Source organism: Ralstonia sp. NFACC01 (assembly GCF_900115545.1).
Taxonomy (GTDB): domain Bacteria; phylum Pseudomonadota; class Gammaproteobacteria; order Burkholderiales; family Burkholderiaceae; genus Ralstonia; species Ralstonia mojiangensis.
This window is the reverse complement of the sequence record NZ_FOWV01000005.1, coordinates 455,919-481,971: the sequence shown is the minus strand read 5'-3', so window position 1 is coordinate 481,971 and position 26,053 is coordinate 455,919. Positions and strand designations below refer to the sequence as shown.

Genomic DNA, 26,053 nt, shown 5'->3' with positions numbered 1-26,053 from the left:
ATTCAGAACGCGATGCCCAGCGAGACGCTCGGCCGGAACTGCTTCTGCTGGATGCCATAGGCCATGTCGAGCTGGATCGGCCCCACGGGGCTCTTCCAACGTACGCCCACACCCACACCGTTGAACCAGCGGCGCTCCGACCAGTTGTCGGTGGCGGTGCCGGTATCCCAGAACACGGCGGCACCCCATTGCGGCAGAAACCAGCGTTGATACTCCAGCCCGCCCGTGACGAGGAACTTGGTCGGCAACGTGCTGCCGTTGACGTCGTTACCGATGCTCTGGAAATCGTAGCCGCGCACCGACTGCGTGCCGCCCGTGCGAAAGCGCAGCGTGGCCGGTACGCCATCGCCGGAACCGGAGGTGATGACCGCGCCCAACTCACCGCGCGCAACGAAGATATCGCGCTGCCCCACCGGCACGAACTGGCGAATGCGGCTGTATGACCGCACGAATGATTGGTCCGTCAGCACGCCCTTGACTGCCGCGCCGATCTGCGTGGTGATGATGTTGCCGCGGCGCGGGAACAGCGGGTCGTCCACATCGCGGCGCGTCCAGGCGAAACCCGGGACGAGCGCCTTGCTCAACTGGCGCTCGGCGCCATCGGGCCGCAGGTCGTCGTAGTAGAAATCAACGGTGAACGACGTCTCATAGATGCCGCGCACACGCGTCTGCTTGAAGCCGGAACGATAGCTGCGCGTGTCGGTGCCCGAGGTGTCGGTGCGGTCCATGCTGGTGTAGAGACTGTTGACGTATTGCTTGTCGTCGGGCGGCACGGTCACGCCGGCAAACAGGTACTGGCGGCGCTGTTCGATGCGGGCCTGCGTGTCGAGCACCCAAGCCTTGCTGAACAGGTTCAGATATTGATAGCGCCCTTCCACCGAGGCACCCGTGTCCGTGCCGTAACCCACACCACTGGTGATGCGGTTGGGCGGATACTCCCGCACACGCACGCGCACCGGCGCGTTGACCGGGTTCTTCGGGTCGTCGCCCAGGTCAACGATGGCGTTGGAGAAATACGGTTGCCCCTGGATGGCGGCCTGCAGCGCCTGCAGACGATCGGCGGAGTAATCCTCACCCACGCGCAGCGGGTTCACGTGATTGATGATGCTGAGCGGGTAGCGCGACAAGCCCTGCACGTCCAGCGGCCCCAATGTGTAAGCCGGACCGCTGTCATAGCCCACCGACAGGTCTGCCTTGCTTTCGTCCGGATCGACGCGTGCCTGCGAAGACGTCTGCTTGGCCGCGTAATAACGTTTGCTCTGCAGCGCGGCCAGACCGTCGTCCTTGGCCTTGTCCCAGCCCGACTGGCGGAAGGCCATGCCGTGCTGCAGGCTCCACGACTTTTTCAATTCGTCGATGCGCTTGGCGTCTTGCGTGATCGCGCCGGTAAAGTCGAGCGCCACGGTATCGATGGTGGTACGCGGGCCGGGCTCGACCTTCACGTTGACCACGCGGTGGTCCGGCGGGCCGTCCAGCTTCGCGGTCGCCTTCGGCACGAAATAGCCCTCGGTGGCCGTCAGCTTGGTGACCTGGTCGCCAATGGTCTCGACCATGTACTGGAGCTGGTCGTCGGTGATGTCCTTGCGGTCTTTGTAGCGCGACAGGTCCAGATGGCGCTCAAGCAAGTCGCGAATGGACTTCGGCGCATCGATCTTGACGTCGTATTCAGCGTGCGCCGGGGCGCAGGCGAGGGACAGCACAAAGCCGGCCGCCAGCGCGGCGGCGGGCAAACCCAGGAAACGAAAGCGTGGTGGTCGTGACGGTCGCGATGGTCGATTGGAGCCGGTCATCGTGGCAAGCGTGGCGCCGCCCCACGGGCAGGCTGAGTCGAAGGAAAGGCGTATTTGACCATACCGCCCCCCGCCGGTGCCCAGGCAATTGCAACGAACGCGGCCTTCCGAATCGGCCGACAGGGTTTCGCACGTGCCGTGCCCAAGGCCTTTACGCCGGCCAATACGGTAAAATGCGCCGGTTTTCCGCCCGGGAGCTTTCCGTGCGGGCAAGATCATCCAACATCACATACCGCCATGGCCCTCTACAAGTCCGAGATCACCCAGTTCCTGGAAGAACTCAAGACCCAGAAGCCCGACCTGGAAGCGCAGCAGCGCCAAGGCCGGTCCCTGCTGTGGGACAAGGACCCGATCGACCTGGAAGAGCGCGCGCGCGCCAAGTCCGCCCGCGTGCCGCAAAAGCCGTACGTCTACTCGCTGGACTGATCGGCCACCGGCCCTCGGCCCGCCAGGCTCACCGCCGCATGACCACTTCCGCGCAGGACAAGCTGCCACTGCCCGTCGAGCTGCCCAGCGTGGCGCCCGATCAGGATTCCACGCCCGCGCAGGTCGACGGCCTCGCCTTCGCGCGGCTCTACGGCGAGCCGCTGTTCAAGCTCCCGCAGGATCTCTACATCCCGCCCGATGCGCTCGAGGTCTTTCTCGAAGCATTTGAAGGGCCGCTGGACTTGCTGCTGTACCTGATCCGCCGCCAGAACTTCAATGTGCTGGACATTCCGCTGGCGCAAGTCACGCGGCAGTATCTGGCGTATATCGAACAGATCCGCACGACCAATCTTGAACTGGCTGCTGAATATCTGCTGATGGCGGCCATGCTCATCGAGATCAAGTCGCGCATGCTGCTGCCGGTCAAGAAGACCGACGAAGGCACCGAGCCCGAAGACCCGCGCGCCGAACTGGTGCGCCGCCTGCTCGAGTACGAGCAGATGAAGCTCGCCGCGCAGAAGCTGGACACCGTACCGCAACTTGGCCGCGATTTCCTGCGCGCACAGGTCTATATCGAGCAAAGCCTCGCGCCGCGCTACCCCGACGTCAATTCCGACGACCTGCGTGTCGCCTGGGCAGATGTGCTGCGCCGGGCCAAGCTCACCCAGCACCACAAGATCTCGCGCGAAGAGCTGTCCGTGCGCGAGCACATGAGCCAGATCCTGCGCCGCCTGCAGCACGCGCGGTTCATGGAGTTCACCGAGCTGTTTGAAGAAGCGATCCAGTCCGGCAAGGGCGCACCCATCGTGGTCGTCAACTTTGTCGCCATGCTCGAGCTTTCGCGCGAATCGCTGCTCGAAATCACGCAGGCCGAACCATACGCACCCATTTACGTGCGCCTCGCCTATTCCCCGACGTAAATCGTCCGATCTGACCCGGGCCGAATCACACAACAACTATGAAAGTCATCTCGTCGATCCAGGAATTGCGCGACCAGTTGCGCGGCCAGAACCGCGTCGCCTTCGTGCCGACCATGGGCAACCTGCATGAAGGCCACCTGAGCCTGATGCGCCTGGCACGCCAGCATGGCGATCCGGTGGTGGCGTCCATTTTTGTGAACCGCCTGCAATTCGGGCCGAACGAAGATTTCGACAAATACCCGCGCACGCTGCAGGACGACATCGAGAAACTGCAGAAGGAAGGCGTGTACGTGCTGTTTGCGCCCACCGAGCGCGACATGTACCCAGAGCCGCAGGAATACCGTGTCGACCCGCCGCACGACCTGGGCGACACGCTGGAAGGCGAATTCCGCCCCGGCTTCTTCAAGGGTGTGTGCACGGTGGTGATGAAGCTGTTCTGCTGCGTGCAACCGCGCGTGGCCGTGTTCGGCAAGAAGGACTACCAGCAGTTGATGATCGTGCGCCGCATGGCACATCAGTTTGCGCTGCCGGTGGACATCATCCCCGCCGAAACGGTGCGCGCGGATGACGGCCTGGCGCTATCGTCGCGCAACGTCTACCTGACCAACGAAGAGCGCGCAGAAGCCCCCGAGCTGTACCGCACGCTGCACCAGGTGCGTCAGGACGTGCTGGAGACTGTGCTGCAAGGCCAGGCGTCGCACGAAGAGGTGACGGCCAAGGCCATGGAATACCTGCGTGGCCGCGGCTGGCAGCCCGACTACGTGGCCGTGCGCCGCCGTTCCGACCTGCAGAAGCCGACGCCCGAGAACATCGCTGCAGGCGAGCCGCTGGTCGTGCTGACCGCCGCCAAACTCGGCAAGACGCGCCTGATCGATAACCTCGAAATCTGAGCGACGCAGCCTCGTCCCACGAAAAAGCCCGGCACTGCCGGGCTTTTTTCATGCCGCCGCCGACGTGTCGGTGACGCTCGCCTGCGTAGGCGACTCCCCCAGCCAGTCGAGAATGCCGCTCCACTGCTCCACGTCCTTGGCCACCCGCGAGGGCGCCACGTCCCACAGCGTCAAGCCGTGCGCGGCGAGTTGCACGTAATTCTGCGTATCGCGCAGATAACCCAGGATTGGCACCTCCAGCCCCTGCACGAAACGCTGGAGCTGTTCAGCGGCACGCGTGCGCATATCGACGCGCATGCCGACCACGCCCAGCTTGACCTCGCCATGACGCACAGGCTTTTCATCGGCCAGTTTGCGCAGGAAGGTCTGCGTGGCAAGGATGTCGAACATGGAAGGCTGCAGCGGCACGATCACGTAGCCGGACATCTTCACAAGATCCCCCAGCCGCCAGCCGTGGAGGCCCGCCGGCGTATCGAGCACTACGTGCGTCGTACCCTTGGGCGGCTTGGCGATATGATCAGCGTTGATTTCCCACGTGCGAATGGGCTTGGCGGTTTCCGGGCGCAGGGCCAGCCACTCGCGTGAGGACTGCTGGCGATCGGTGTCGCCCAGCATCACGGCGTGATCCCGCGCCGCAAAGTAGCCGGCCAGATTGGTGGCCAGCGTGCTTTTGCCCACTCCGCCCTTCGGGTTCGCTACAACGGCCACCGGCATGCCCGCCTCCTTGCGCTCGTCGAATCATGTGCCGAGTTAGTCACCCAGCGGATCTGTCCATCCAATAATTATGGCTCAGCCTGCACGTGCCAGCGTTCGGAAGAGCGTAGCAAGGTCCAGATGCGCTTCGCACGTGTCAGCAAGACGTTCGAGCGATGCCTCACGCAACGCGGCGTAGTCCTGCGCCTGCGCATCGCGCACACCGGCCCAGGCAAGCAACGCTCGGCACGCCTCGGGCGCATCGAACAAGCCGTGCAGGTAAGTCGCGAGGATTTGCCCGTCTGCGGAGACCGCACCATCTGCGCGGCCATCGTCGAGTTGCACGGCGGGGCGTGCGAGGGCCGCCCCCTTGGTCACGCCCATGTGGATTTCGTAGCCGGCGATGGTCGCACCGCTTTCCGTCAGGATGCCGCGCACCTGACGCAACTGCTTGGCAGCCTCCAGCGTCGTCTCGAAATCGAGATAGCCGAAACCCTCGACGCTGCCTGCTGCGCCTTCCAGCCCGTGCGGATCATGCAAGCGCCGCCCCAGCATCTGCATGCCGCCGCAGATGCCGATCAGCTTGCCGCCATAGCGCAGATGCCGCGCGATGGCCGCTTCCCAACCGTTGGCACGCAGCCAGGCAAGATCGGCCTGCACGCTCTTGCTGCCGGGCAGGATGATGAGGTCTGCGGGCGGAATTGGCTGACCGGGGCCGACCAGTCGAACGTCCACCTGCGGGTGCGCGCGCAGCGCGTCGAAATCGGTGTGGTTGGACACACGCGGCAACACCGGAATGACGACGCGCAGCGCATCGGCTGAGGCTGCGCGCTGCACGGTCTGCACCGCGTCTTCCGCGTCGAGGTGCAGACCGTGCAGATACGGCAGCACACCCAACACCGGCTTGCCCGTCTGCGCGGTCAGCCAGTCGAGCCCGGGCGTGAGCAGTGAAATATCGCCGCGAAACCGGTTGATGATGAAGCCGCCCACGCGCGCGCGTTCGCTGTCGGACAGGCAGGCCAGCGTGCCGACAAGGTGCGCGAACACGCCACCGCGATCGATGTCGGCAACGAGCACGACGGGGCAATCGACGGCTTCGGCAAAGCCCATATTGGCGATATCGCGGTCGCGCAGGTTGACCTCCGCCGGGCTGCCGGCGCCCTCCACGAGCACGAGGTCGTACTGCGCGCGCAGCCGCGTGTGCGATTCGAGCACGGCGGCCATGGCGGTGGGCTTGTAGTCGTGATACGCGCGGGCATCAAGGTCAAAGCGCGGCTGCCCGTGGATGATGATCTGCGCGCCGGTGTCGCTGTTGGGCTTGAGCAGCACGGGGTTCATGTCGACCGTGGGGGCGACGCCCGCCGCCTGCGCCTGCAACGCCTGGGCGCGGCCGATCTCGCCGCCGTCGGCGGTGACGGCGCTGTTGAGCGCCATGTTCTGCGGCTTGAATGGCGCCACCCGCACACCGGCTCGATGCGCGACGCGGCACAGACCGGCGACCAGCGTGCTCTTGCCAGCATCGGACGTGGTGCCCTGGATCATCAGCGTGCCCCGAAGCGAGCCCGGCGGCACAGGAAATGGAGCTTTCGACATGCGCGGATTATCGCACCCACCTTGTTGCGCCTGACCCCCGCGCCCCCGCTAAAATGCTGGAATGCCACGCCACCTCACTCTCGTCCTCGGTGGTGCCCGCTCGGGCAAAAGCCACCACGCCGAACAGCTCGCACTGCAATGCGCGGGGCCGGTCACGTACGTCGCCACCGCCGGCGAGGGCGACGAAGAGATGCAATTGCGCGTGGCCCTCCACCGCGCGCGGCGCCCGGCCAATTGGGGGCTGGCCGAAGAGCCCGTGCGCCTGGCCGAAGCCCTCTACACGCACGCGCAGCACGGTGGCTGCGTGCTGGTCGATTGCATGACGCTGTGGCTCAACAATCTGCTCTTCTCAGAGCACCATGAATACCCCGAGACAGGCCTCGTCACGCCCCCCGAAGCCTGGACAGCGGAGATTGATGCGCTACTCACCGCGCTGCCGTTGCTGCCCGGCGAGGTCATCCTCGTGAGCAACGAGATCGGCCTGGGCGTGGTGCCGATGGGCGCCGTCACGCGTTTCTACGTGGATGAACTGGGCCGGCTGAACCAACGTCTAGCCGCGCTGGCCGACAACGTGCACCTACTGGTGGCCGGTATTCCGATGGTGGTGAAAGGGCCGGCGATCGGCGCTGCCACGTGAGCGTGTCGCCGGGCGGCGTATTCGATCTCGGGTGGCCGCTCGTGACGCTGGCCGCGCTCGCGGGCGTGCTGCTCGATCAGCTCTTCGGCGAGGTGCCGCGCTGGCATCCACTCGTTGGCTTCGGACGCATCGCCAAAGCGATTGAGCGCTGCATGAACCACACACCGGCTGCGTTGGCGTGGTCACGCGTCGTCGGTCTCGTTGCATGGGCGGGCGCCGTGCTGCCGTTCGCGCTGCTTGCGGGATGGCTCGCCGGCATGGCGCGCGATGTGTCGCCTTGGCTGGTGGCAGCACTTGATGCCATCGCGCTCTATTTCGCCATCGGAGCGCGCAGTCTGCATGACCACATCGCGCCGATCGCGCTTGCGCTACGCGATGCGGATCTGCCCCGCGCACGCACCCTCGCCTCGCGCATCGTCTCGCGTGACCTCAAACAAGCCACGGATGAGCCCATCGCCCGCGCCGCGGTGGAATCCGCGTTGGAAAACGGCAGCGATGCCGTCTTCGCGCCGCTGTTCTGGCTTGTGGTGGCGGGCGCGCCGGGCGTGGTGCTGTATCGGCTGGCCAATACACTCGATGCAATGTGGGGCTACCGCAATGCGCGCTTTACCGGCTTTGGCTGGGCGGCCGCGCGCATCGACGACGTGCTCAACTGGATTCCCGCCCGCCTCACGGCAATCAGCTACGCGCTGCTTGGCCACACCGCCGATGCGCTGCGCTGCTGGCGCACGCAGGCTCCGCAATGGTCGAGCCCCAACGCCGGTCCGGTGATGGCCGCGGGCGCGGGCAGCCTGCGCGTTCAGCTCGGCGGCGCCGCATGCTACGAAGGTGTGGAAGAAGCCCGCCCGTCGCTCGGCACTGGCAAGGCGGCGACCGCAGCAGATATCGCGCGGGCGTTGACGCTCGTGTCGCGCACGTTGTGGTTGTGGCTCGGCGTACTGGGCCTGATCGCGGCGTTGGCGTGGGGCCTCTCGTGAACGCCATCGTCCACGGCGGCAATCTCGCGGCCGCACGCGCGCTGTACGGAGAGCCTGCCGGCGGCTGGCTTGACCTGTCCACGGGCATCAACCCGCACGGCTATCCGATTCCGCCGATTCCACCTGATGCGTGGTTGCGCCTGCCTGAAGACGATGGCCTCGAAGCACAGGCCGCCGCGCACTACGGCGTGACCGACACGCGCGCCGTGCTGGCGGTTGCAGGATCGCAAGCGGCGATCCGCACGCTGCCGACACTGCTGCCGCGTGGACGAGCCGGCATCGCGCAGATCGGCTACAGCGAATACGCACCTGCCTTTGCGCGTGCCGGTCACGACGTCGTGCCACTGCCCGAAGCCACCTTCCTCGGCGACCTGCCAAACGACGTGCAGCACTTGGTTGTCGTCAACCCGAACAACCCAACCGCGCGCGTGCTGCCGGCAGAAACCCTGTGCGATTGGCACACGCGCCTGCACGCGCGCGGTGGCACGTTGATCGTGGACGAGGCCTTTATTGAGGCGTTCGACGATGGCCCCACATTGGCGCCACTGGCTGGCGTGCCGGGGCTTGTGGTGCTGCGCTCGATCGGAAAGTTCTACGGACTGGCAGGCGCCCGCATCGGCTTCACACTGGCGGCGCCGGAGCTGCTGTCTGCCCTGCGCGAGTCGCTGGGGCACTGGACAGTCAACGGTCCGGCCCGTGCCGTGGTGCGTGCGGCGCTGGCCGATACCGCCTGGCAAGTTTCAACGCGCGCGCAACTGCTGCATGCGGGGGCGCGGCTCTCAGCGTTGTTGGATCGCCACGGCCTGCCAAATGCCGCCACACCGCTGTTTGCCTGGGCACACGGCCCACATGCGCGGGCGCTGCATGCAGGCCTAGCGCGCCTCGGCATCTGGACCCGCCTGTTCGATGCGCCCATCAGCGGCTTGCGCTTCGGCCTGCCCCCGGATGAAACCGGATGGCAACGTCTTGCCGATGCGCTAGCATCGCTGTCGCACTCCGCTTGACCTGCCCTCCCCCCGATGCCCGTTCGTCTCTCTTGTCTCGCCCGTCGCCTGTGCGCACGCGGCCTCTTCGCACTTGCGCTCACGATCGCAGCCGCACCGGCATTTGCCACCATTTCCGTCACGGACGATAGCGGCGCCACCGTTACGCTGCAGCGCCCCGCGCAACGCATCGTCAGCCTCGCGCCGCATGCGACCGAGCTGCTGTTCGCAGCCGGCGGCGGTGCACGCATCGTCGGCACCGTGGCTTACAGCGACTACCCGCCACCCGCACGCGACATTCCTCACGTGGGCGATAACCGCTCGCTCGATCTGGAGCGTATCGCCGCCCTCAAGCCCGATCTGGTGGTGGTCTGGCGCCACGGCAACGCGCAGAAGCAGATCGACCGGCTGCGCGCTCTGGGCATTCCGCTGTTCTTCTCCGAGCCGCATCGCATGAGCGATATCCCGCGCTCGATCGAGGCACTCGGGACGCTGCTCGACACCCGTGCCAGCGCGCACGACGCGGCCCAGCAATTCCGCCAACGCGCCGATACGCTGCGCCAGCGCTACGCCAGCCGCCCGCCGGTTTCGGTGTTCTATCAGGTATGGGAACAGCCGCTGATGACGCTCAACGGGCAGCACATCTTCTCTGACATGCTGGCGCTTTGCGGCGGCCGCAATGTGTTTGCCGGCGAGCCCTTGCTGGTGCCGACCGTCTCACCCGAGGCCGTGCTCGCAGCCAACCCCGAAGTGCTGCTGTCCGCCAGCATGGGGGCCACGCAAGGCAGCCGCCCGATCGATACGCTCGACGCGTGGAAGCGCTGGCCGCAATTGCAGGCCGTGCAGCGCGGCAACCTCTTCAGCATCAATGGCGACCTGATCAACCGCTTTGGACCGCGCCTGGTGGAAGCCGCAACGCTGTTGTGCGAAGACTTGGAGCAAGCGCGTATGCGGCGCCTGGGGTCACAAACCACCAACGGGTTGGGTCGCTGAATCGCGTCGCCGGTCAACGGTTCCAGAACAGCAACACCGGCAACGCGTCGGGCTGCACACGAAAGCCGCAGGCGGCCCCCCATTGCAGCGGCCATTGCAGCGTCTCGGCCAATGGCCGCTGCAACCAGTGCGCCGCCAGGGCGCGCATGCAGCCGGCATGCGTCACCGCCCACACGCAAGACGCGGGCGTCGCGCTCGTCGCCTCGGCCCAGGTCGTCACGCGCGCCAGCAAATCTGCTGCAGATTCCCCGCCATGCGGATTGCCGTGCACAAGATCGCGCGCCCACTGGTCTATTTCCGCGCGCGGGATGTCCTCCCACTGGCAGCCTTCCCAGGCGCCAAAATCGAGTTCCATCAATTGCGCATCGATCTCGATCGGGGGAAGTTGAGCCATTTGCGCTAAGGCTTCGGCTGTCAGGCGGCTGCGTTGCAATGGACTCGCCAGCAGGCGATGCGGCGGGTGGGCGCTGAGTTTCTCCACGATGGCCGAAGGCTCGGGGTCCATCGGCGAAGCCAGCTCCAGATCGGTACGGCCATAACAGAGACCCGCCGTCATGGCGGGCCGCGCGTGGCGGATCAGGATGACATCCATGCCAGCAACCCCCACAGAATCAGCAGCTCGAACATCTGCTGCGCCATCCCAAGACAATCACCCGTGATGCCGCCGATGCGACGCACGAAGTATCGACCCAGCAGCCAGCGCGCAACGATCAACCCGACGACAACGAGCGCCGTGCACATCGGCCCGAACCATAGAAGAGGGGCGATGCCGAACACGCCGGCCCACAACGCATCGCTCCATCGCATGCGTTGCGCCACTGGCTTGGCTTTGCCTTCAGCGCGCACGTAGTCGTGGGTGAGCAGGTAGCTGACGGCCGCCGCGCGGCTTGCAGCATGCGCGCTCACCATTGCCACAAGGATGGCGATGCCATGCGGCGCCATCGCGCTCAGCAATTGCCACTTCAGCAGCAGCGCCATGCACACGGAAATCGCCCCGAACGCGCCGATGCGCGAATCGTGCATGATGCGCAGCCGGTCTTCAGGCGTGTAGCCCCCGCCAAAGCCATCGGCGCAATCGGCAAGACCGTCCTCATGAAACGCACCGGTCAGCAACAGCGTAGCCACCATCGACATGGCCACCGCCACACCTGGCGCGGGCACCGTGCGCGACACGAGCCAATACACCGCTGCTGCCACGGCGCCCACCAACCAGCCAGTCAGCGGAAAGTAGCGCGCCGCACGATTCAGCCCCGCCTGCGAGAAACCGACCGACGCCGGGACGGGGATGCGGGTGAAGTACCCGACCGCTGTCCACAGCGCTTGCCAATGTTCACGCAAGGCGTTCATGGCTATGCGCGCTCGCTCACGCCTGCGCTGGCGAAGGTCGCCATCTCGCGCAGGAACGCCACGGCCGACACGACCACCGGATAGGCCAGTACCGCACCGCTGCCCTCGCCCAGCCGCAATGACAGCGACAGCAATGGCCGCGCATCGAGCACCTCCAGCAGCGCACGATGACCGCGCTCGTCCGACACATGCCCGAACACGCAATAGCGCAGCACGTCGGGCGCCACCTGAGCCGCTACCAGCACAGCGGCCGTCGCGATAAACCCATCGACGAGGATGACCATGCGCCGCTGCGCAGCCTCAAGCATCGCACCCACCATCGCCGCGACCTCAAAGCCACCAAAGCATGCAAGCACGTCCAGCGGCTCACGGACGTCAGCATGCTTGGCCATCGCCGCCTCCAGCACAGCACGCTTGTGGGCGAGGCCGTCATCGTCGAGCCCCGTGCCGCGGCCAACGCATTGCGCAACCGGCAAATCGCATAACCGCGCCATCAGGCATGCGGCAGACGCCGTGTTGGCGATGCCCATTTCGCCCAGTGCGATGACGTTGGTGCCGAGTGCTGCATGGTGCGCCACCCGCTGCGCGCCGAGTGCCATGGCGCGGTCACGCTCGTCGGCGGTCATGGCGGCTTGCGCAGCACCCTCGTCGGCAAAGTTGCGCGTGCCGGGCCCGACAGGTGCATCGAACAGGCCCGGCGTATCCGCTGTCCACAATGGTGCGGCAACACCGGCGTTCACCACCTCCAATGCAAACCCATGCTGGCGGCAGAACACATTGACAGCCGCGCCACCCGCGATGAAGTTGAGCACCATCTGCGCCGTCACCGCTTGCGGGTATGCACTCACGCCAGCGTGGGCGATGCCGTGGTCTGCAGCAAAGACCACCATTGCGGGGCGCGTCAGCTGCGGGGTGTCGGTGTTCTGGATCAGGCCGATCTGCACGGCCAGCGATTCAAGCCGGCCCAGTGCGCCGAGCGGCTTGGTCTTGCTGTCGACGGCGGCCTGCAGGCGCACGCGCAGCGCGTCATCAAATGGCGGAATGTGTACGGCTTGATTCATCACAGTTCGACTCCTGGCTGCGCCTGGATGCCTTGGGAAAATGCGTGCTTGACGAGCGTCATGTCGGTCACGGTATCTGCTGCGTCGATCAGCTCAGGGGGCGCACCGCGCCCGGTAATCACCACATGCTGCGCTGGCGGGCGCGCGCGCAAATCGGCCAGCACGGTCTGCACGTCAAGGTAGTTGTACTTGAGCGCAATGTTCAGTTCATCCAGCAGCACCAGGCCGACGGTCGGGTCGCTCAGCAGATCGCGTGCGCAGGCCCAGGCAGCTTGCGCCTTTTCAATGTCGCGCGTGCGATCCTGCGTCTCCCATGTGTAGCCCTCGCCCATCACGTGGAAGCTGCATTGTTCTGGGAAACGACGCAGGAACCGCTCTTCGCCCGTCGGGATCGCGCCCTTGATGAACTGCACCACGCCGACCTGCATGTCATGGCCCATGGCGCGGATCACCATGCCAAAGCCGGAGCTCGATTTGCCCTTGCCGTTACCGGTGTTGACAAGCAGCACGCCGCGCACGTCGGTGGCGGCGGCGATCTTGGCATCCACCACGGCCTTCTTGCGCTGCATGCGCGAGCGGTGGCGCTCGTTCAGCGCGTCATTGTTGTCTTCAGTCGTCATCGGAATCATCAGAAATCAAGGCCGTCAGGCGGCCGTCGGCCACCTCGGCAATAGGGGTGCGCAGCACGCGCGCGCAGTGTTCGGGGGTGAGCACCTCGGCCGCGATGCCTGCGGTGGTGTGCCCGGCGCCGTCCATCAGCAGCGCGTGCGTAGCAAAGCGGCGTGCGAGGTTCAAGTCATGCACGGTCAACACGACCAGCCACCCGTGTTTGCGGCAGCCTTCGCGTAGCAGGCGAAGCACGGCGACCTGCTGATGCAAATCGAGGTGCGCGACGGGCTCATCGAGCAGCAGCACGCGCGCCTCCTGCGCCACCACGGCAGCCATCGCCACGCGCTGACGCTCACCACCAGAAAGCGTGCGCACATCGCGTTGTGCCAGAGGCTGCAATTGCAGCGCAGACACCGCCGCATCGACGGCGCGGGCATCGGCGTCGCCCTCCCATTCCCAGCGCGCAAGATGCGGGTGGCGGCCGGTCATCACGGCGTCGCACACGGTGATGGGGAAGGTGTCATGCAAGGTCTGCGGCAGAAACGCGCGACGACGCGCCATCGCCAGCGCCGGCCAATCGGAGAGCGGAACGCCATCGAGCGTGACGCTGCCGCTGTCTGGCGAGCGCAAGCCTGCCAGCACGGAAAGCCATGTCGACTTGCCCGCGCCGTTCGGCCCGATCACGCACCAGAGTTGGCCCGCAGTGGCCGTCATAGATAACCGCTCGATTAACACGCGCCCATCGATGATCACCCGCAGATCGTGCAGCGCGAGTTCCGGCGCTGCGTCCAAGTGCGCGAATGCATCCTGTGCGGGACGTGGGCGGCGCCACCAACTCATCGCGCGCTCCGCATCAGCAGGTAAAGAAACGTTGGCACCCCGAGGAGGGTGGTGATCACGCCCACGGGCAGCTGCGTTGGGGCGATCAGCGTTCGGGCGATCAGGTCGGCCAGCATCAGCAGGCCCCCGCCGGCCATTGCCGTGGCGGGCAAATGGATGCGCACGTCGCGGGTCCACGCCAGGCGCACCATGTGCGGCACCAGCAGGCCGACAAAGGCCACCGAGCCTGCAATCGTGACCGCCACTGCCGTACACAGCGACGCCACCACGTAGATCAACGCGCGCACACGCGCCACCGGCACACCCAGCGCGCGGGCGCGGGTTTCACCGGTCAGCAGGACGTTCAGGTCGCGCGCATGCGGCAACACCACAGCAACCGCCGCCACGAGCGCCACCAATGCGCCCGCATAACGATCGGCGCCACCCAGGTCGCCGACCATCCAGAAAATCATGCCGCGCAGCTTGTTCTCGGGCGCCACCGTCAAGATAAGTGTGATCAGGCCGACCCAGCCGGAGGCCATGACCACGCCGCCGAGCAGCAAGCGCGCATTGGCCTCGCCCGGCTCACCGCGCCACAGGTGCTGACGCGCCAGCGCCGCCACCAGCGCCATCGACAACAGTGCTCCGGCTCCGGCACTCGTCTGCACCGCCCACCACGGCAGCGAAAACAACATCGCCGTGAGGGCCGCCACGGCCCCGCCGCCGGACACGCCCAGCACATACGGATCGGCCAGCGGATTGCGCAGCAGCATCTGCATGAGCGCCCCGGCAAAGGCCAACAGCCCGCCCGCAGCAAATGCAGCGCCCGCACGCGGCAGGCGCAATTCGGTGACGATGCCTGCTGCCAGGCCATCGCCACCGCTATTGCCAAAAAAGAGGGCCCGCCAGACTTCAGCGGGCGACAGCTTCACACTGCCGAGCATCAATGACGCCACCAGCACCACCACGCACGCAAGCGCCAGCAGCGACCACAGTCGCCAGGCAAAACCGCGTGCGGGCAGTGCAGGTGTTGTCATCGCTTCGGTTCGTGCTGTTGCCACGACAGCGTGAAGAACACCCCACGCGACGCCGTGTTGTACGGATAGATCAACTGGTAGTTCTTGTTCGTCACGTTTTCAACACGTGCCGACACTGCCCAGTCAGGCGTGATCTGGTAGCGACCCACCAGGTTCAGCAGGCCATAGCCGCCAAGCGTCTTGGTCGAATCCTGGCGATCACCCGCCGCATTCCATTCCACGCCCGCCGAGAACGGCCCAAACGTCTTGTAGGCCGAGACGCTGCCGAAGTGCCGCGCACGGCGCGACAGCAGTTGGTTGGCTGACAAGTCCTGCGGGTTCTGCATGGTAAAGCTCGCACGCAGGTCCACGCCATAGATCGAACCCCGATACGACGTCTCGAGCCCGTTCACACGCGCACGGTTGACGTTGGCTGCGGAGCAATTGAAATCTGCGTCGCATACAGCCGTGATCAGGTTGCTGTAGTCCGTCTCGAACGCCGTTACGCGCACCAGGCCGATCGCGCTGCTGTATTCCACGCCGCCCTCAACCGAGCGTGCCTTCTCAGGCTGCACGTTCGGGTTGCCGAAGAACGGGTAGTAAAGCTCGTTGAAGCTCGGCGCGCGGAAGGCGTTGCTCACGCTCGCCACCGCCTTCCATTGCGGATTGAACGCAAAGCCGTAACCGGCGTAGTAGCTGTTGGCACCACCGAAGTCCGAGTAGCGGTCGCGACGCAGGTTCAACTGCAACTGGTGCGGGCCGAACTTGCCTTCGTAACCGATGTAAGCGGAATCGACGTTGCGCGTGGGCACGTTGTAGGCATCGCTATCGATGCTGGTCTGCAGATGCTCCAGGCCCACCTTGAACAACTGATTCGGCATGAAGGCCCAATCGTTCTGCCAGCTCGCCGTTTGGTTGCGCGTGTTGAAACGCGCCGGCATCTGCAACACGCCGTTCGTGTAATTCAAGCTGCGGTCATCGCCCTGCGACAGCGTTACACGCGTCTTCCAGTCCTGCGTCACCTTGCCGTCCACATAGGCCGACATCGAGCGCACCACGTTGTGCGCAACATTGTTATCGGTCGGCTTGCCGAAGGCGTTGTCGTAGCTGACATCGCCCCAGGTCTGGAAGTACGTCAGGCCCGCTTGCCAATCTGCGGAGAAGCGATGCGACAGCTGCGCGGACACGCTCTTGTTCGTGTACGGATTGTCGTTCGGGTTGGCCTTGGGCGCCTGCAGCGGGTTGATTGTCGAGAAGCCGTTGGTCTTGAATTCCGACACCGACACCGCAAACGACGTATCCCCGTTCTCGCCTAGCGACCCGCTGATGCCAGCCTGCGCGCGCTTGGTGTTGCGGGCGCCGTATTCAATCTCGGCATTGGCCAGCGGGCCGTGGCCGCGGCCGTTGCGGGTGAAGATTTGCACCACGCCGCCAATCGCATCGGAGCCGTACAGCGCAGACACGTTGCCGCGCACAACTTCAATGTGATCGATCTGATCGGCCATCAATTGCGCGATCTGCGCGCCGCCGGAGGTGCCGGACGCCACACGCACACCGTCAATCAGAATCAGCGTCTGATTGGAACCGGCGCCGCGCATGAAAAGGCTGGCGTTGGCCCCAGGGCCACCGTTCTGCGCGACTTCGATGCCAGCCTCGCGACGCAGCAGCGTCACCGCATCCGGCGCTTGCGAGCGCTCGATATCGGCGCGGCTGATGACCGTCGTGTGCGGCAGTGCATCCGACAGGGGCTGCTCGCTGCGCGAGGCCGTCACCACAGTCGGATTCAGTTCACCCACTGACGTGCTGGCTGCCGGTGTATTGCTTTGTGCCCAGGCCGGCGCAACTGCACCTGCCATGACCCCCGTTAGTGCGCTGGCAAGCGCGCGCGTGGCCGTCCGGGGCATCCGGAGTGGCCGCTTTGTAGTCAAGCTCATGTTGAAAAGACAAGAAGCGTCAGCCGGACCCGTTCCCCCGCGGGTCGCTGGCAGCAGGATCTCGATGCGGTTCCCTCACATCGGCTTAGAACCGGTTCACGATCCGTAGCGATCGGTCCGAGCTCGGCTCGAGAAACGCAGCCGTACATGGGTACGGCGCGTATCACAGGGCCAAGATCGGGCGGCGCAGCAGGATCGTGAACTGGTTCGCTGAGATCCACCGTCCTGGCCGGTATCCGGGCTGGCGAAGCGGCCTGTCCGCCTTCCCATTCCAAAGGAACAGTGGCATATGGACAGACCGCGCGGCACCCATCTTCTTCGCGAGATGGCGGGTACACGCGGCGTTCGCTTACCGTTGCGGGGGCAGCGCAGGTTGGCGCATCGCTTGGGGCGCGCGCTCCCTGCTTCCCGTTTAACTGCAGATGGTGCTGCGGGCACCAGGACGCCGCGAAGTTTAACGGAAAAGGCACGCCAAACCCGCCCCAGTCGCGGTAAAAACACACCCTCCGCACGTTGTGCCCGCTGCGTCGCCTCATGCCGCCGCCTATTGCGCATCCGTAAGGAGGACAGGCGCGACGCGCATGATCGGCTAAAATCCCCCCACTCGATTCTGATTGACACCCAATGCTGAACGAACTCGAACAACTTGCCGGCAAGATCACGCGCGTGCTGCGTCACGCCGATGCGCTAGCCGCCGAGAACCAGCGCCTGCGCGCCGAAGTCGAGCGGCTTCAGGCGGAAGCCGAGGCCTCCAAGACCGAGCGCGACGCGATGGTCGCCGACCGCAGCGTGCTCAATGCCAAGATCGAAGAAGCGCAACTGCGCATCCAATCGATTCTCGACAAGCTGCCCACGGCCACCGACGCGCGCCAGCTTGACCTCCTCGGCCAGGCCGCAGGCGCCGATGAAACAACGGCCGCCCCCGCCCCGCACTCGGAGACCTAAGCATGAGCAGCAAGCAAATTGAAGTGAACATCGCCGGGCAGCCTTACAAGTTTGCCGTCTCGGTCGATAACGAAGCAGCCCTGCGTGAAGCCGCAGCCATGGTCGACAACCAGATGACGCGCATCAAGAACGGCTCGAACACCAAGGGCATCGAGCGCGTTGCCGTGATGGCCGCCATCAGCATCGCGTCGGATTTGCTGTCGATGCAACGCCAGGCCGCATCCGATTCCGCCCTGCCGATCGACACGATTCGCGCCAAACTGGCCGACCTGAACGCCCGCACTGACGAGGCGCTGCGCCAGTACGGCGAAGTCATTTAGCGAAGGTCAAAACGTGTTTGTAACCGGATCGCATCCGGGCTTGGGTTCGGATGCGAACGGGTGTATAGTGTGACCCAATGGCTGCCGCGATCTCCCGCAAACCCTTACAACATAAGGCTTTAGCGACTACAGAGTAGAGAAAAACGGTTGCCTGCGATGAATCTTTCAGACGCATCGCCATGCGCTCAAAACACAGCGTGATGATGCGTCTGACAGTTTCCCTGCCTGGTTCGCCATGGCCATTAATTCCTTGAACCGATAAGCATTGCTTGGTGCGGGATATGCCGTGTGGGCGAGCGCGTCTTCCAGTGCATAGCGTGCGACGCAAGTCGTGGGCTCCCTGCGCCGGTGATGTACCCGAAATGCGGCTTCCGCTGCCACTCTGAACCTCACTTGGGTTCAGGATGCGGGTCTAGCGGCCAAGGTGGGGACCCAACAAAAGGCGGTAGTGCACATGTGCGCTACCGCCTTTTTCTTTGTCTATCCTCCATACACCCGTCATTGCCGCACCGCCAATGGCGAGGCCGCGGCCGTGTTGCTATGCTGCGCACACCGTCACTTCCCCGCACGTCGCCCGCGCGCCCCACACGATGGCCACCCAGTACTGGTTGATGAAGTCCGAGCCCGACGAGGCCAGCATCGATACGCTGCACGCCGAAGGCACCTTGCCCTGGACGGGCGTTCGCAACTATCAGGCACGCAACTTCATGCGCGACCGTATGCGCATCGGCGACGGCGTGCTGTTCTACCACTCGTCCTGTCCGCAGCCCGGCATCGCGGGGCTGGCGGAAGTCTGCTCGACCAGCTATCCAGATCCCACGCAGTTCGACGCCAAGAGCCATTACCACGACCCCGCATCGAAGCCGGAAGCGCCGCGCTGGATGCTGGTCGACGTGAAGTTCGTGCGCAAATGCGCGCTGATCGATCTGCCGACGTTGCGTGCGCAGGAACAGCTCGCCGACATGACGGTGCTGCAACGCGGCAACCGCCTGTCGATCACGCCCGTCACGCCCGCGCAGTGGCGTTACATCACCACTAAATTGATGCGTGATCCTGAGTGAATGGTTGGTATCGGCAGGGAATTGTTACAAACGTGATGAACGATGCGCGTAACGACCAGTCAGACGCATCACATTGCTTTTTTGGGAGAACACGATGAAATCTGTCCTGGCCGCAACTATTTTGGGGACTGCAATGATGACGACTGCTTTCGCACAAGCCGCTCCTGAAACGAATCATTCGGGCGTACTGTCGCTGGATGCGCAGGCCGTGGCCGAAGTGCCGACCGACACCGTCACGCTCACCCTGGGCGCCGAACAGGAAGGCGCGGACCCGGGCGCGATCTCCACGGCCCTGTCGCGCAAGGCCGATGAGGTGATCAACCAGGCAAAGCGCACATCCGGCGTGCAGGCAGAAACAGGCGGTTTCAACATTTATCCGAACACCGATCGCAACGGCAAGATCAGCGTCTGGCGCGGCCGTGCGGAGGTGCGCATCACGTCGAAGGACTTTGCAGCGGCGTCCAAGCTGGCGGGCCAACTGGCCAACCAGATGCAGGTGCAGAACGTGAATTTCACGCTCTCGCGCGAGGCGCGCACGGCGGCCGAAGCCAAGCTGATCGATCAAGCCGTGAATTCGTTCCGTGACAAGGCACTGACGACCACCAAGCTGTTCGGCTACACGAGCTACACGATCCGCGACGTGCATGTGAGCGAGGGCAGCAACAACCCGGGCCCGCGTCCGATGATGCGCATGGCAGCGGCTCCCGCATCTTACGATTCGGCGCCGGTGCCCATCGAGGGCGGCAAGGCTCAAGTGACAGTGACCGTTTCCGGCGCCGTGCAGATGCTGAAATAAGTAGCGAGCCGCACCATGAAAAAAGCCACCGGACTTCGGTGGCTTTTTCTTTGCGCGGTTGCAACGTCAGGCGTGTGCCTGGTCTTTTGCACCGTTGCCTGCGCGACGATAGGACCAGACCAGCATAGAGATGCCGATCAGGATCATCGGCAGCGACAGCCACTGCCCCATCGACAGGTTCGCTGCGAGCAGGCCGAGGAAGTTGTCCGGCTCGCGGGCAAATTCTGCAGCAAAGCGGAACACGCCATAGCCGAGCAGGAATGCCCCAGACACCGCGCCCATCGGCCGCGGCTTGCGCGCATATAGCCACAGCAGGATGAAGAACAGCACACCCTCGCCGAGGAACTGGTAGATCTGCGAGGGGTGGCGCGGCAGCATGTGGTACTGGTCGAACACAGCCTGTACGCCGCTGGTGACGGCCTCTTGCGCATGCGAAAGCAGCCACTCCCTGTCTTCGCCCTGCGCCTGCGGGAACATCATCGCCCAAGGCAGATTGGGCGACGACACACGGCCCCACAGCTCGCCGTTGATGAAGTTGCCGAGGCGCCCCGCTGCGAGGCCACACGGCACCATCGGCGCGATGAAATCGGTCACCTGCATCCACGAGCGGCCGCGCATGCGCGCATACAGCATCATCGCCACGACCACGCCGAGGAAGCCGCCGTGGAAAGCCATGCCGCCCTCCCATACCTTGAAGATGTCGAGCGGGTGGGCGAAATACCAATCTGGCTTGTAGAACAGCACGTAGCCCAGGCGCCCACCGAGAATCACACCGAGCACGCCGTAAAACAGCATGTCGTCGAGGTCGCGGCCAGTCCAGCCTTCGGCGGCGATGTGCGGCTGGCGGGTGCGCAGGCGGCCGAACCACAGGAACATGATGAACGCCGCCAGATACATCAGGCCGTACCAGCGGATGGCGAGCGGCCCCAGATGCAGGGCGACGGGATCGAATTGCGGATGGATGAGCATGAATCCTGCGGGTTTCAGGTTTGGTTGTCTTCTTGCAGCTTGGCGACGGCTTCGGCACTGGCCACGAACCACGGGAGCACCGGCGAAGCGGCATCGCGCCGCCACACCAGGCCGGTCTCGATGATCGGGCTCGGCGCGGCGAGTTCGAGATAGACCACGCCAGTCCGCTGCAGGTTGCATAGCGATGCCGGCACCAGCGCGACGCCCATCTCGGCGGAGACCAGGCTGACGATGGTCTGCATCTGGATGGCTTCCTGGCCGATGCGCGTGACAGCCCCAGATTCTCGGGGCCAGCCGCCGTGCGCGGCATGATAGCCGGTAATGATGTCATACAGCGCAGGCGCGGACCGACGCGGGAAAATGATCAGCGGTTCGGCCGCGGCGTCCGCCAGCGCAATCGGCTGGCCCGGCGCCACCTTCCATTGCGCCGCGCGCGATGTGGGCGCCGCCAGCACAAGGCGCTCGCGTACCAGCGGGCGGTATTCCAACTCTCCAGGCACCGAGCCCGCATGATGCGCAATCACGACGCCGGCATCCACATCGCCGGCCAGGAGCGCTTCGATTTGCACATCGCTCGTGGCCTCGCGCAGCAGAAGCTGCACATCGGGGCGCACATCGCGAAAGTGTCGGAACAAGGCGGGCAGGATGCCGTAGTCGGCGGTGCTGACAAAGGACAGCGACAGCGAGCCCACCTCCCCGCGCGCCAGCCGCTGCGCGAGGCCAGGCAGCGCGTTCGCCTCAGCAAGCACACGCCGCACCTCGACCAGCCAGCGCGCGCCGACGGCCGTCAGCGCCACAGAGCGCTGTGTGCGATGGAACAGCGTGACGCCCAGTTCGTCTTCCAGCGCGCGAATCTGCTGCGACAGCGGCGGCTGCGTCATCGAAAGACGCTCGGCGGCGCGCCCGAAATGCAACTCCTCGGCAACGGTCACAAAGTAGCGAAGCTGGCGCAGATCCATATCGGCAATTGATATATTTTTCGACTCAATAATCGCTTAATAATATATTTGACGCGCCATTTCTCCAAGCGCATGCTGGGCGCCAGGCTGTTGACTACAACGATAGTGCCGACCCCACGGAGACCCCCATGCCAGACAACAAGCGTTCGCAACACATCACACAGGGTGTGGCGCGCTCGCCCAATCGCTCGATGTACTACGCGCTGGGCTACACAAAAGACGACTTCAACAATCCAATGATCGGCGTGGCCAACGGCCATTCGACCATCACGCCGTGCAACTCGGGCCTGCAGAAGCTGGCCGATGCCGCCGTGGCTGCGATAGAGGACGCTCGCGCGAATCCGCAGATCTTCGGCACGCCCACCATTTCCGATGGCATGTCGATGGGCACGGAGGGCATGAAGTTTTCGCTGATCTCGCGCGAAGTGATTGCTGACTGCATCGAAACCTGCGTCAACGGCCAATGGATGGATGGCGTCGTCGTCATCGGCGGCTGCGACAAGAACATGCCCGGCGGCATGATCGCCCTGGCCCGCACGAATGTGCCGGGCATCTACGTGTACGGCGGGACCATCAAGCCGGGGCACTGGAAGGGCAAGGACCTGACCATCGTCTCGTCGTTCGAGGCCGTGGGCGAATTCACCGCCGGCCGCATGAGCGAGGAGGACTTCGAGGGCATCGAGAAAAACGCCTGCCCCTCGAGCGGTTCGTGCGGCGGCATGTACACGGCCAACACGATGAGTTCATCGTTTGAAGCGCTGGGCATGTCGCTGCTGTATTCATCGACGATGGCCAATCCCGATCAGGAGAAGGTCGACAGCGCAGCCGAATCCGCGCGCGTCCTGGTCGAAGCCGTGCGCCGCGACCTGAAGCCGCGCGACATCATCACGCGCAAATCCATCGAGAACGCCGTAGCCGTGATCATGGCCACCGGCGGCTCCACCAACGCCGTGTTGCACTACCTGGCCATCGCCCACGCGGCGGAGGTGGAATGGACGATCGATGACTTCGAGCGGGTGCGCCAGCGCGTGCCCGTCATCTGCAATCTCAAGCCGTCGGGCCAATACGTGGCGACCGACCTGCACGAGGCCGGCGGCATTCCGCAAGTGATGAAGCTGCTGCTCAACGCCGGCCTGCTGCATGGCGACTGCATCACCATCACCGGCAAGACGCTGGCGGAAGAACTCGCGCTGGTTCCTGATCAACCGCGCGCTGACCAGAACGTGATCCTGCCGATCGACAAAGCTCTCTATAAGGAAGGCCACCTCGCCATCCTGAAAGGCAACTTGGCCGAGGAAGGCGCCGTGGCGAAAATCACCGGTCTGAAGAATCCTGTCATCACCGGCCCGGCGCGCGTGTTCGACGACGAGCAAAGCGCGATGAGCGCGATCCTGAGCGACCAGATCAAGGCCGGCGACATCCTCGTGCTGCGTTATCTAGGACCGAAGGGCGGCCCCGGCATGCCGGAGATGCTGGCCCCGACCTCAGCCATCATCGGCAAGGGCCTCGGTGAGTCGGTCGGATTTATCACCGACGGACGCTTCTCGGGCGGCACGTGGGGCATGGTGGTCGGTCACGTCGCGCCGGAAGCGTACGTGGGCGGCACGATCGGCTTGGTGCACGAAGGCGATTCGATCACCATCGATGCGCACCAGCGCCTGTTGCAGTTGAACGTGCCAGACGACGAGCTTGCCCGCCGCCGCGCAGCGTGGAAGCAACCGGCGCCGCGCTATACGCGCGGCGTGCTGGCGAAGTTTGCGAAACTGGCGGCAACGGCCAGCAAGGGTGCGGTGACGGATTGAGTGGTTGGCGACACCAACAAAAAAACCCGCCAGACGGCGGGTTTTTCTTTGTGCGATCAGCGCTGGGGGGGCTTGTGCTGCGCGGCGAGCGCATCGTCTAGCGCCGCGCCCAGCCAATCCATCAGGCGGGCCTCCAGCGTGCGGGTCAGGTCAACGGCAAGCTGTTCACTCAGCAGCGACAGGCGCGATTCCATCGCTGCGCGGCACTGCGCTTCGATCAACGCCGGCCACTCGGATTGGAAACGCCACATCACGTCGCCCATCACGCGGGCAGCATCGGTGCCTGCGGGAGGCATGGCCGAAGTGGGTGCAAGGCCTTGCTCGCGCAGTGCGGGCGGGACGTCCACGTGAGGGGCTTCTGCTGGGGCAGGCGGCGTCGCGGCGGGCACTGCCGCGGGTGCTGCGTCCTCCAGTTCGACAATTTCCGTCAGAACAGGGATGTTGTTGTCCGCGTGGGCCCCGGGATAGCGTCCGTCGGTCATGTGCGCCCCACGTCGTGATGTTGGATCGGATAGCCGCGATCGCGGTAGAAGCGGAAGCGATCGCGCGCTGCTGCGCGATCGGCATCGTCATCGCCAACGATCTCGATCAATCGGCCAAAGCGCGCGAACAGCGCCGGCGGTTCGGGCGACAGATTGACCAGAATGTCGTGATGTGGCGCGTCGTCCAACGGTTCGGATGCATCTGCCAGCAGGATGGGCGTCTGCGCAGCCAGCGGATGCCGCAGGCCGCAATGCGGCAGGAAATCGAGCTGACTGAACGTCCACAATTGCGTGTCGAACGCTTGCAGCGCAGCTTGATCTCCGACCACGATCACTTTCTGGCCCGCGCCGTAGGCCTTGCGCACCAGCCGGCAGGCATACGCCAGCTTGCCGGGCACGTTGCTGTGAAAGTCGACGCGAGTCATACGGTGCTTTGCCTCTGCCACCAATCAACCGCGGTCCATCAGGAAGCGCGTCAGCAGCGGCACCGGGCGGCCCGTGGCGCCCTTAGCCGCGCCGCTCTTCCAGGCGGTGCCGGCGATGTCCAGGTGGGCCCAGTCGTACTTTTCGGTAAAGCGCGCCAGGAAACAGGCTGCCGTCACGCTGCCGGCCGGACGGCCACCGATGTTGCCCATGTCGGCAAAGTTGGACTTGAGCTGCTCCTGGTATTCCTCATCCAGCGGCATGCGCCACGCGGTATCGAGCGATTGCTTGCCGGCCGCCACCAGCGCGCCCGCCAGCGCATCGCTACGGGCGTACATGCCGGTATTGATGTGACCGAGCGCAATGATGCAGGCGCCCGTGAGCGTTGCCACGTCGATCACCACTGCAGGCTTGAAGCGTTCCACGTAAGTGAGCGCATCGCACAGAATCAGGCGGCCTTCGGCGTCGGTATTCAGGATTTCGATGGTCTGGCCCGACATGCTGGTCACCACGTCGCCCGGCTTAGTGGCGACACCGCTAGGCATGTTCTCGCAGGTCGGCACCACGGCGATGACGTTCTGCTTGAGGCCCATTTCGGCCACAGCACGCAGCGTGCCCAGCACCGAAGCGGCGCCGCACATGTCGTACTTCATCTCGTCCATGCCCTCACCCGGCTTGAGCGAGATGCCACCCGTATCAAACGTGATGCCCTTGCCGACCAGTACGACCGGGGCCTGCTTTGCCGGGCCGCCCTCGTAGCGCAGCACGATGAATGCCGGCGGCTCCACGCTGCCCTTCGTCACGGCCAGGAAGGCGCCCATCTTCAAGGCTTCGATCTGCTTGCGGCCGAGCACCTCAACCTTGAGCTTGAAATCCTTGGCGATCTGGCGTGCGGTGTTGGCCAGGTACGTCGGCGTGCAGATGTTGGACGGCAGATTGCCCAGATCGCGCGTGAGGTCCATGCCGTTGGCGATGGCAGTGCCGCGCGCTGCGGCCACGGCGGCCGCCTTGGCATCGGCTGCCGGCGCGGCCAGAACGACCTTGCGCAGGCTCGTACCGTTTTTGTCGCGCTTGCTCTTGAGTTCCGGGTGACGTTCGATGAAGCGGTAGCTGGCTTCGCGGATGAGCGTGACGGCGGTCAGGACGGCCCAAGCGGTGTCCTTGTCGCGCGCGGTGTGCTCGGTGAGCGTCCACGTCACGCTGGCGGCCTTGGTGCTGGCCAGCGCGCGCAGTGCGGTGCGCACGGCTTCGGCGTAGGCGCGGTCGGTGAAATCGGCTTCCTTGCCCAGACCGACCAGCAGCACGCGGGCAGCGCCCACGCCAGCCACTTCGTGCAGCAGCAACGACGTGCCGCGCTTGCCTTCAAAGTCGCCCAGCTTGACGAGGCGAGCGACCAGGCCCTTGGTGGCCGCGTCCAACGCCTTTGCGGCGCCCGCCAGGGTCTGCGACTCGAACAGACCGATCACGAGGCAATCGCTCTTGGCGGCCAGGGCGCCTGCTTTGGCCCAGTCCAGGGCTTTTGTGCTAAATTCCATCGCGCTTCTCTCTATGAGGCGAGTCAACGAAAGCCCACATTATCCGCCATTTTGCGCAGGGGCTCCGGTGGAA

The 26,053-nt window shown here is 64.8% G+C and carries 27 protein-coding genes, 1 other RNA gene and 1 riboswitch; of the genes, 13 read left to right on the top strand and 15 right to left on the bottom strand.

The genetic code is table 11. The features are described from left to right. Positions 1-2: 2 nt before the first annotated feature. Positions 3-1,790 carry an autotransporter assembly complex protein TamA gene (locus BM136_RS15815; protein WP_092972909.1) on the bottom strand — a complete coding sequence of 596 codons (1,788 nt, stop codon included), beginning with the start codon at positions 1,788-1,790 and terminating at the stop codon, positions 3-5. Positions 1,791-2,027: 237 nt separating this feature from the next. On the opposite strand from BM136_RS15815, the gene BM136_RS15810 reads away from it, so the two are divergent. From BM136_RS15810 to panC, 3 genes are read left to right on the top strand one after another with little or no spacing between them, the layout of a single operon-like run. Then, a complete protein-coding gene (locus BM136_RS15810; RefSeq protein ID WP_024975037.1) occupies positions 2,028-2,216 on the top strand; it encodes a DUF3460 family protein in 189 nt (62 codons plus the stop codon). 38 nt (positions 2,217-2,254) lie between these two features. Continuing rightward, entirely contained in the window at positions 2,255-3,136 is an 882-nt protein-coding gene (locus BM136_RS15805) for a segregation and condensation protein A (protein WP_092972906.1), read from the top strand. A 38-nt stretch (positions 3,137-3,174) separates the two neighbouring features. Next, positions 3,175-4,026 (top strand): pantoate--beta-alanine ligase, encoded by an 852-nt coding sequence (panC, locus tag BM136_RS15800; RefSeq protein ID WP_092972904.1) that lies wholly within the window; start codon positions 3,175-3,177, stop codon positions 4,024-4,026. 48 nt (positions 4,027-4,074) lie between these two features. Here the strand turns inward: panC and BM136_RS15795 are convergent, their stop codons facing one another. Both BM136_RS15795 and BM136_RS15790 read right to left on the bottom strand, forming a co-directional pair. Then, a complete protein-coding gene (locus tag BM136_RS15795; RefSeq protein WP_092972902.1) occupies positions 4,075-4,740 on the bottom strand; it encodes a ParA family protein in 666 nt (221 codons plus the stop codon). A gap of 75 nt (positions 4,741-4,815) precedes the next feature. Further along, entirely contained in the window at positions 4,816-6,312 is a 1,497-nt protein-coding gene (locus BM136_RS15790) for a cobyric acid synthase (RefSeq protein WP_092972900.1), read from the bottom strand. A 61-nt stretch (positions 6,313-6,373) separates the two neighbouring features. Here BM136_RS15790 and cobU point away from each other — a divergent pair, with 61 nt between their 5' ends. From cobU to BM136_RS15770, 4 genes are read left to right on the top strand one after another with little or no spacing between them, the layout of a single operon-like run. Further along, on the top strand, positions 6,374-6,949 hold the full coding sequence (cobU, locus tag BM136_RS15785) for a bifunctional adenosylcobinamide kinase/adenosylcobinamide-phosphate guanylyltransferase (protein WP_092972898.1): 576 nt from the start codon (positions 6,374-6,376) through the stop codon (positions 6,947-6,949). Next, positions 6,946-7,926: an adenosylcobinamide-phosphate synthase CbiB gene (cbiB, locus tag BM136_RS15780; RefSeq protein WP_092972896.1), complete on the top strand. Its 981-nt coding sequence runs from the start codon at positions 6,946-6,948 to the stop codon at positions 7,924-7,926. The genes cobU and cbiB overlap by 4 nt, the downstream gene beginning before the upstream one ends. Continuing rightward, positions 7,923-8,930 (top strand): threonine-phosphate decarboxylase CobD, encoded by a 1,008-nt coding sequence (gene cobD, locus BM136_RS15775; protein WP_092972894.1) that lies wholly within the window; start codon positions 7,923-7,925, stop codon positions 8,928-8,930. The genes cbiB and cobD overlap by 4 nt, the downstream gene beginning before the upstream one ends. A 15-nt stretch (positions 8,931-8,945) precedes the next feature. Continuing rightward, on the top strand, positions 8,946-9,902 hold the full coding sequence (locus BM136_RS15770) for a cobalamin-binding protein (protein ID WP_092972892.1): 957 nt from the start codon (positions 8,946-8,948) through the stop codon (positions 9,900-9,902). Between the two features lie 13 nt (positions 9,903-9,915). Here the strand turns inward: BM136_RS15770 and cobC are convergent, their stop codons facing one another. From cobC to BM136_RS15735, 7 genes are read right to left on the bottom strand one after another with little or no spacing between them, the layout of a single operon-like run. Next, positions 9,916-10,494 (bottom strand): alpha-ribazole phosphatase, encoded by a 579-nt coding sequence (cobC, locus tag BM136_RS15765; protein ID WP_092972890.1) that lies wholly within the window; start codon positions 10,492-10,494, stop codon positions 9,916-9,918. Next, complete coding sequence (locus BM136_RS15760) at positions 10,479-11,249, bottom strand: adenosylcobinamide-GDP ribazoletransferase (RefSeq protein ID WP_092972888.1); 771 nt, start codon at positions 11,247-11,249, stop codon at positions 10,479-10,481. The genes cobC and BM136_RS15760 overlap by 16 nt, the downstream gene beginning before the upstream one ends. Positions 11,250-11,251: 2 nt before the next feature. Then, positions 11,252-12,310: a nicotinate-nucleotide--dimethylbenzimidazole phosphoribosyltransferase gene (gene cobT / locus BM136_RS15755; protein ID WP_092972886.1), complete on the bottom strand. Its 1,059-nt coding sequence runs from the start codon at positions 12,308-12,310 to the stop codon at positions 11,252-11,254. Then, the gene (gene cobO / locus BM136_RS15750; RefSeq protein WP_092972884.1) at positions 12,310-12,930 is read right to left on the bottom strand and encodes a cob(I)yrinic acid a,c-diamide adenosyltransferase; all 621 of its coding nucleotides are present in this window, start codon (positions 12,928-12,930) and stop codon (positions 12,310-12,312) included. The genes cobT and cobO overlap by 1 nt, the downstream gene beginning before the upstream one ends. Beyond that, positions 12,920-13,759: an ABC transporter ATP-binding protein gene (locus BM136_RS15745; protein ID WP_092972882.1), complete on the bottom strand. Its 840-nt coding sequence runs from the start codon at positions 13,757-13,759 to the stop codon at positions 12,920-12,922. The genes cobO and BM136_RS15745 overlap by 11 nt, the downstream gene beginning before the upstream one ends. After that, the gene (locus BM136_RS15740; RefSeq protein ID WP_092972880.1) at positions 13,756-14,775 is read right to left on the bottom strand and encodes a FecCD family ABC transporter permease; all 1,020 of its coding nucleotides are present in this window, start codon (positions 14,773-14,775) and stop codon (positions 13,756-13,758) included. The genes BM136_RS15745 and BM136_RS15740 overlap by 4 nt, the downstream gene beginning before the upstream one ends. Next, positions 14,772-16,688, bottom strand: a complete 1,917-nt coding sequence (locus BM136_RS15735) for a TonB-dependent receptor domain-containing protein (RefSeq protein WP_092972878.1) — start codon at positions 16,686-16,688, stop codon at positions 14,772-14,774. Before BM136_RS15735 ends, BM136_RS15740 begins: the two co-directional genes overlap by 4 nt. 209 nt (positions 16,689-16,897) lie before the next feature. Then, a riboswitch (cobalamin riboswitch) is annotated at positions 16,898-17,145 on the bottom strand. A 167-nt stretch (positions 17,146-17,312) separates the two neighbouring features. Between BM136_RS15735 and BM136_RS15730 the strand changes: the two genes are divergently transcribed. The 5 genes from BM136_RS15730 to BM136_RS15710 all read left to right on the top strand — a co-directional run bounded on the left by BM136_RS15730 (position 17,313) and on the right by BM136_RS15710 (position 19,810). Next, complete coding sequence (locus tag BM136_RS15730; protein ID WP_092972876.1) at positions 17,313-17,633, top strand: hypothetical protein; 321 nt, start codon at positions 17,313-17,315, stop codon at positions 17,631-17,633. Between the two features lie 2 nt (positions 17,634-17,635). Next, positions 17,636-17,953 (top strand): cell division protein ZapA, encoded by a 318-nt coding sequence (locus BM136_RS15725; RefSeq protein WP_092972874.1) that lies wholly within the window; start codon positions 17,636-17,638, stop codon positions 17,951-17,953. A 215-nt stretch (positions 17,954-18,168) separates the two neighbouring features. Beyond that, positions 18,169-18,388: non-coding RNA, 6S RNA (ssrS, locus tag BM136_RS15720), on the top strand. 155 nt (positions 18,389-18,543) lie between these two features. After that, positions 18,544-19,014 (top strand): EVE domain-containing protein, encoded by a 471-nt coding sequence (locus BM136_RS15715; protein WP_024975020.1) that lies wholly within the window; start codon positions 18,544-18,546, stop codon positions 19,012-19,014. A gap of 94 nt (positions 19,015-19,108) precedes the next feature. Continuing rightward, positions 19,109-19,810, top strand: a complete 702-nt coding sequence (locus tag BM136_RS15710) for an SIMPL domain-containing protein (protein WP_092972872.1) — start codon at positions 19,109-19,111, stop codon at positions 19,808-19,810. Between the two features lie 66 nt (positions 19,811-19,876). Here the strand turns inward: BM136_RS15710 and lgt are convergent, their stop codons facing one another. Then, complete coding sequence (gene lgt, locus BM136_RS15705) at positions 19,877-20,779, bottom strand: prolipoprotein diacylglyceryl transferase (protein WP_092972870.1); 903 nt, start codon at positions 20,777-20,779, stop codon at positions 19,877-19,879. Positions 20,780-20,793: 14 nt separating this feature from the next. Then, positions 20,794-21,738: a LysR family transcriptional regulator gene (locus tag BM136_RS15700; RefSeq protein ID WP_092972868.1), complete on the bottom strand. Its 945-nt coding sequence runs from the start codon at positions 21,736-21,738 to the stop codon at positions 20,794-20,796. Positions 21,739-21,866: 128 nt separating this feature from the next. On the opposite strand from BM136_RS15700, the gene ilvD reads away from it, so the two are divergent. Further along, positions 21,867-23,540, top strand: coding sequence for a dihydroxy-acid dehydratase (gene ilvD, locus BM136_RS15695; protein WP_092972866.1), 1,674 nt, complete (start codon positions 21,867-21,869; stop codon positions 23,538-23,540). A 56-nt stretch (positions 23,541-23,596) separates the two neighbouring features. On the opposite strand, the gene BM136_RS15690 is transcribed toward ilvD, so the two are convergent. From BM136_RS15690 to BM136_RS15680, 3 genes are read right to left on the bottom strand one after another with little or no spacing between them, the layout of a single operon-like run. Continuing rightward, the gene (locus BM136_RS15690) at positions 23,597-24,022 is read right to left on the bottom strand and encodes a DUF2486 family protein (RefSeq protein ID WP_092972864.1); all 426 of its coding nucleotides are present in this window, start codon (positions 24,020-24,022) and stop codon (positions 23,597-23,599) included. After that, on the bottom strand, positions 24,019-24,447 hold the full coding sequence (locus BM136_RS15685; protein ID WP_092972862.1) for a DNA polymerase III subunit chi: 429 nt from the start codon (positions 24,445-24,447) through the stop codon (positions 24,019-24,021). The genes BM136_RS15690 and BM136_RS15685 overlap by 4 nt, the downstream gene beginning before the upstream one ends. Before the next feature lie 24 nt (positions 24,448-24,471). Beyond that, on the bottom strand, positions 24,472-25,980 hold the full coding sequence (locus BM136_RS15680; RefSeq protein WP_092972861.1) for a leucyl aminopeptidase: 1,509 nt from the start codon (positions 25,978-25,980) through the stop codon (positions 24,472-24,474). Between the last annotated feature and the right edge of the window lie 73 nt (positions 25,981-26,053).

Excerpts from the sequence above, each read along its gene's own strand:
- BM136_RS15725 (WP_092972874.1), top strand. The coding sequence starts at position 17,636 with ATGAGCAGCAAGCAAATTGAAGTGAACATCGCCGGGCAGCCTTACAAG.
- lgt (WP_092972870.1), bottom strand. The coding sequence starts at position 20,779 with ATGCTCATCCATCCGCAATTCGATCCCGTCGCCCTGCATCTGGGGCCG.
- ilvD (WP_092972866.1), top strand. The coding sequence starts at position 21,867 with ATGCCAGACAACAAGCGTTCGCAACACATCACACAGGGTGTGGCGCGC.
- BM136_RS15680 (WP_092972861.1), bottom strand. The coding sequence starts at position 25,980 with ATGGAATTTAGCACAAAAGCCCTGGACTGGGCCAAAGCAGGCGCCCTG.
- BM136_RS15805 (WP_092972906.1), top strand. The coding sequence starts at position 2,255 with ATGACCACTTCCGCGCAGGACAAGCTGCCACTGCCCGTCGAGCTGCCC.
- cobC (WP_092972890.1), bottom strand. The coding sequence starts at position 10,494 with ATGGATGTCATCCTGATCCGCCACGCGCGGCCCGCCATGACGGCGGGT.
- BM136_RS15710 (WP_092972872.1), top strand. The coding sequence starts at position 19,109 with ATGAAATCTGTCCTGGCCGCAACTATTTTGGGGACTGCAATGATGACG.
- BM136_RS15815 (WP_092972909.1), bottom strand. The coding sequence starts at position 1,790 with ATGACCGGCTCCAATCGACCATCGCGACCGTCACGACCACCACGCTTT.
- BM136_RS15745 (WP_092972882.1), bottom strand. The coding sequence starts at position 13,759 with ATGAGTTGGTGGCGCCGCCCACGTCCCGCACAGGATGCATTCGCGCAC.
- BM136_RS15735 (WP_092972878.1), bottom strand. The coding sequence starts at position 16,688 with ATGAGCTTGACTACAAAGCGGCCACTCCGGATGCCCCGGACGGCCACG.
- panC (WP_092972904.1), top strand. The coding sequence starts at position 3,175 with ATGAAAGTCATCTCGTCGATCCAGGAATTGCGCGACCAGTTGCGCGGC.
- BM136_RS15795 (WP_092972902.1), bottom strand. The coding sequence starts at position 4,740 with ATGCCGGTGGCCGTTGTAGCGAACCCGAAGGGCGGAGTGGGCAAAAGC.
- BM136_RS15810 (WP_024975037.1), top strand. The coding sequence starts at position 2,028 with ATGGCCCTCTACAAGTCCGAGATCACCCAGTTCCTGGAAGAACTCAAG.
- cobU (WP_092972898.1), top strand. The coding sequence starts at position 6,374 with ATGCCACGCCACCTCACTCTCGTCCTCGGTGGTGCCCGCTCGGGCAAA.
- BM136_RS15700 (WP_092972868.1), bottom strand. The coding sequence starts at position 21,738 with ATGGATCTGCGCCAGCTTCGCTACTTTGTGACCGTTGCCGAGGAGTTG.
- BM136_RS15770 (WP_092972892.1), top strand. The coding sequence starts at position 8,946 with ATGCCCGTTCGTCTCTCTTGTCTCGCCCGTCGCCTGTGCGCACGCGGC.
- BM136_RS15715 (WP_024975020.1), top strand. The coding sequence starts at position 18,544 with ATGGCCACCCAGTACTGGTTGATGAAGTCCGAGCCCGACGAGGCCAGC.
- BM136_RS15790 (WP_092972900.1), bottom strand. The coding sequence starts at position 6,312 with ATGTCGAAAGCTCCATTTCCTGTGCCGCCGGGCTCGCTTCGGGGCACG.
- BM136_RS15730 (WP_092972876.1), top strand. The coding sequence starts at position 17,313 with ATGCTGAACGAACTCGAACAACTTGCCGGCAAGATCACGCGCGTGCTG.
- cobO (WP_092972884.1), bottom strand. The coding sequence starts at position 12,930 with ATGACGACTGAAGACAACAATGACGCGCTGAACGAGCGCCACCGCTCG.
- cobT (WP_092972886.1), bottom strand. The coding sequence starts at position 12,310 with ATGAATCAAGCCGTACACATTCCGCCATTTGATGACGCGCTGCGCGTG.
- BM136_RS15685 (WP_092972862.1), bottom strand. The coding sequence starts at position 24,447 with ATGACTCGCGTCGACTTTCACAGCAACGTGCCCGGCAAGCTGGCGTAT.
- BM136_RS15690 (WP_092972864.1), bottom strand. The coding sequence starts at position 24,022 with ATGACCGACGGACGCTATCCCGGGGCCCACGCGGACAACAACATCCCT.
- BM136_RS15740 (WP_092972880.1), bottom strand. The coding sequence starts at position 14,775 with ATGACAACACCTGCACTGCCCGCACGCGGTTTTGCCTGGCGACTGTGG.
- BM136_RS15760 (WP_092972888.1), bottom strand. The coding sequence starts at position 11,249 with ATGAACGCCTTGCGTGAACATTGGCAAGCGCTGTGGACAGCGGTCGGG.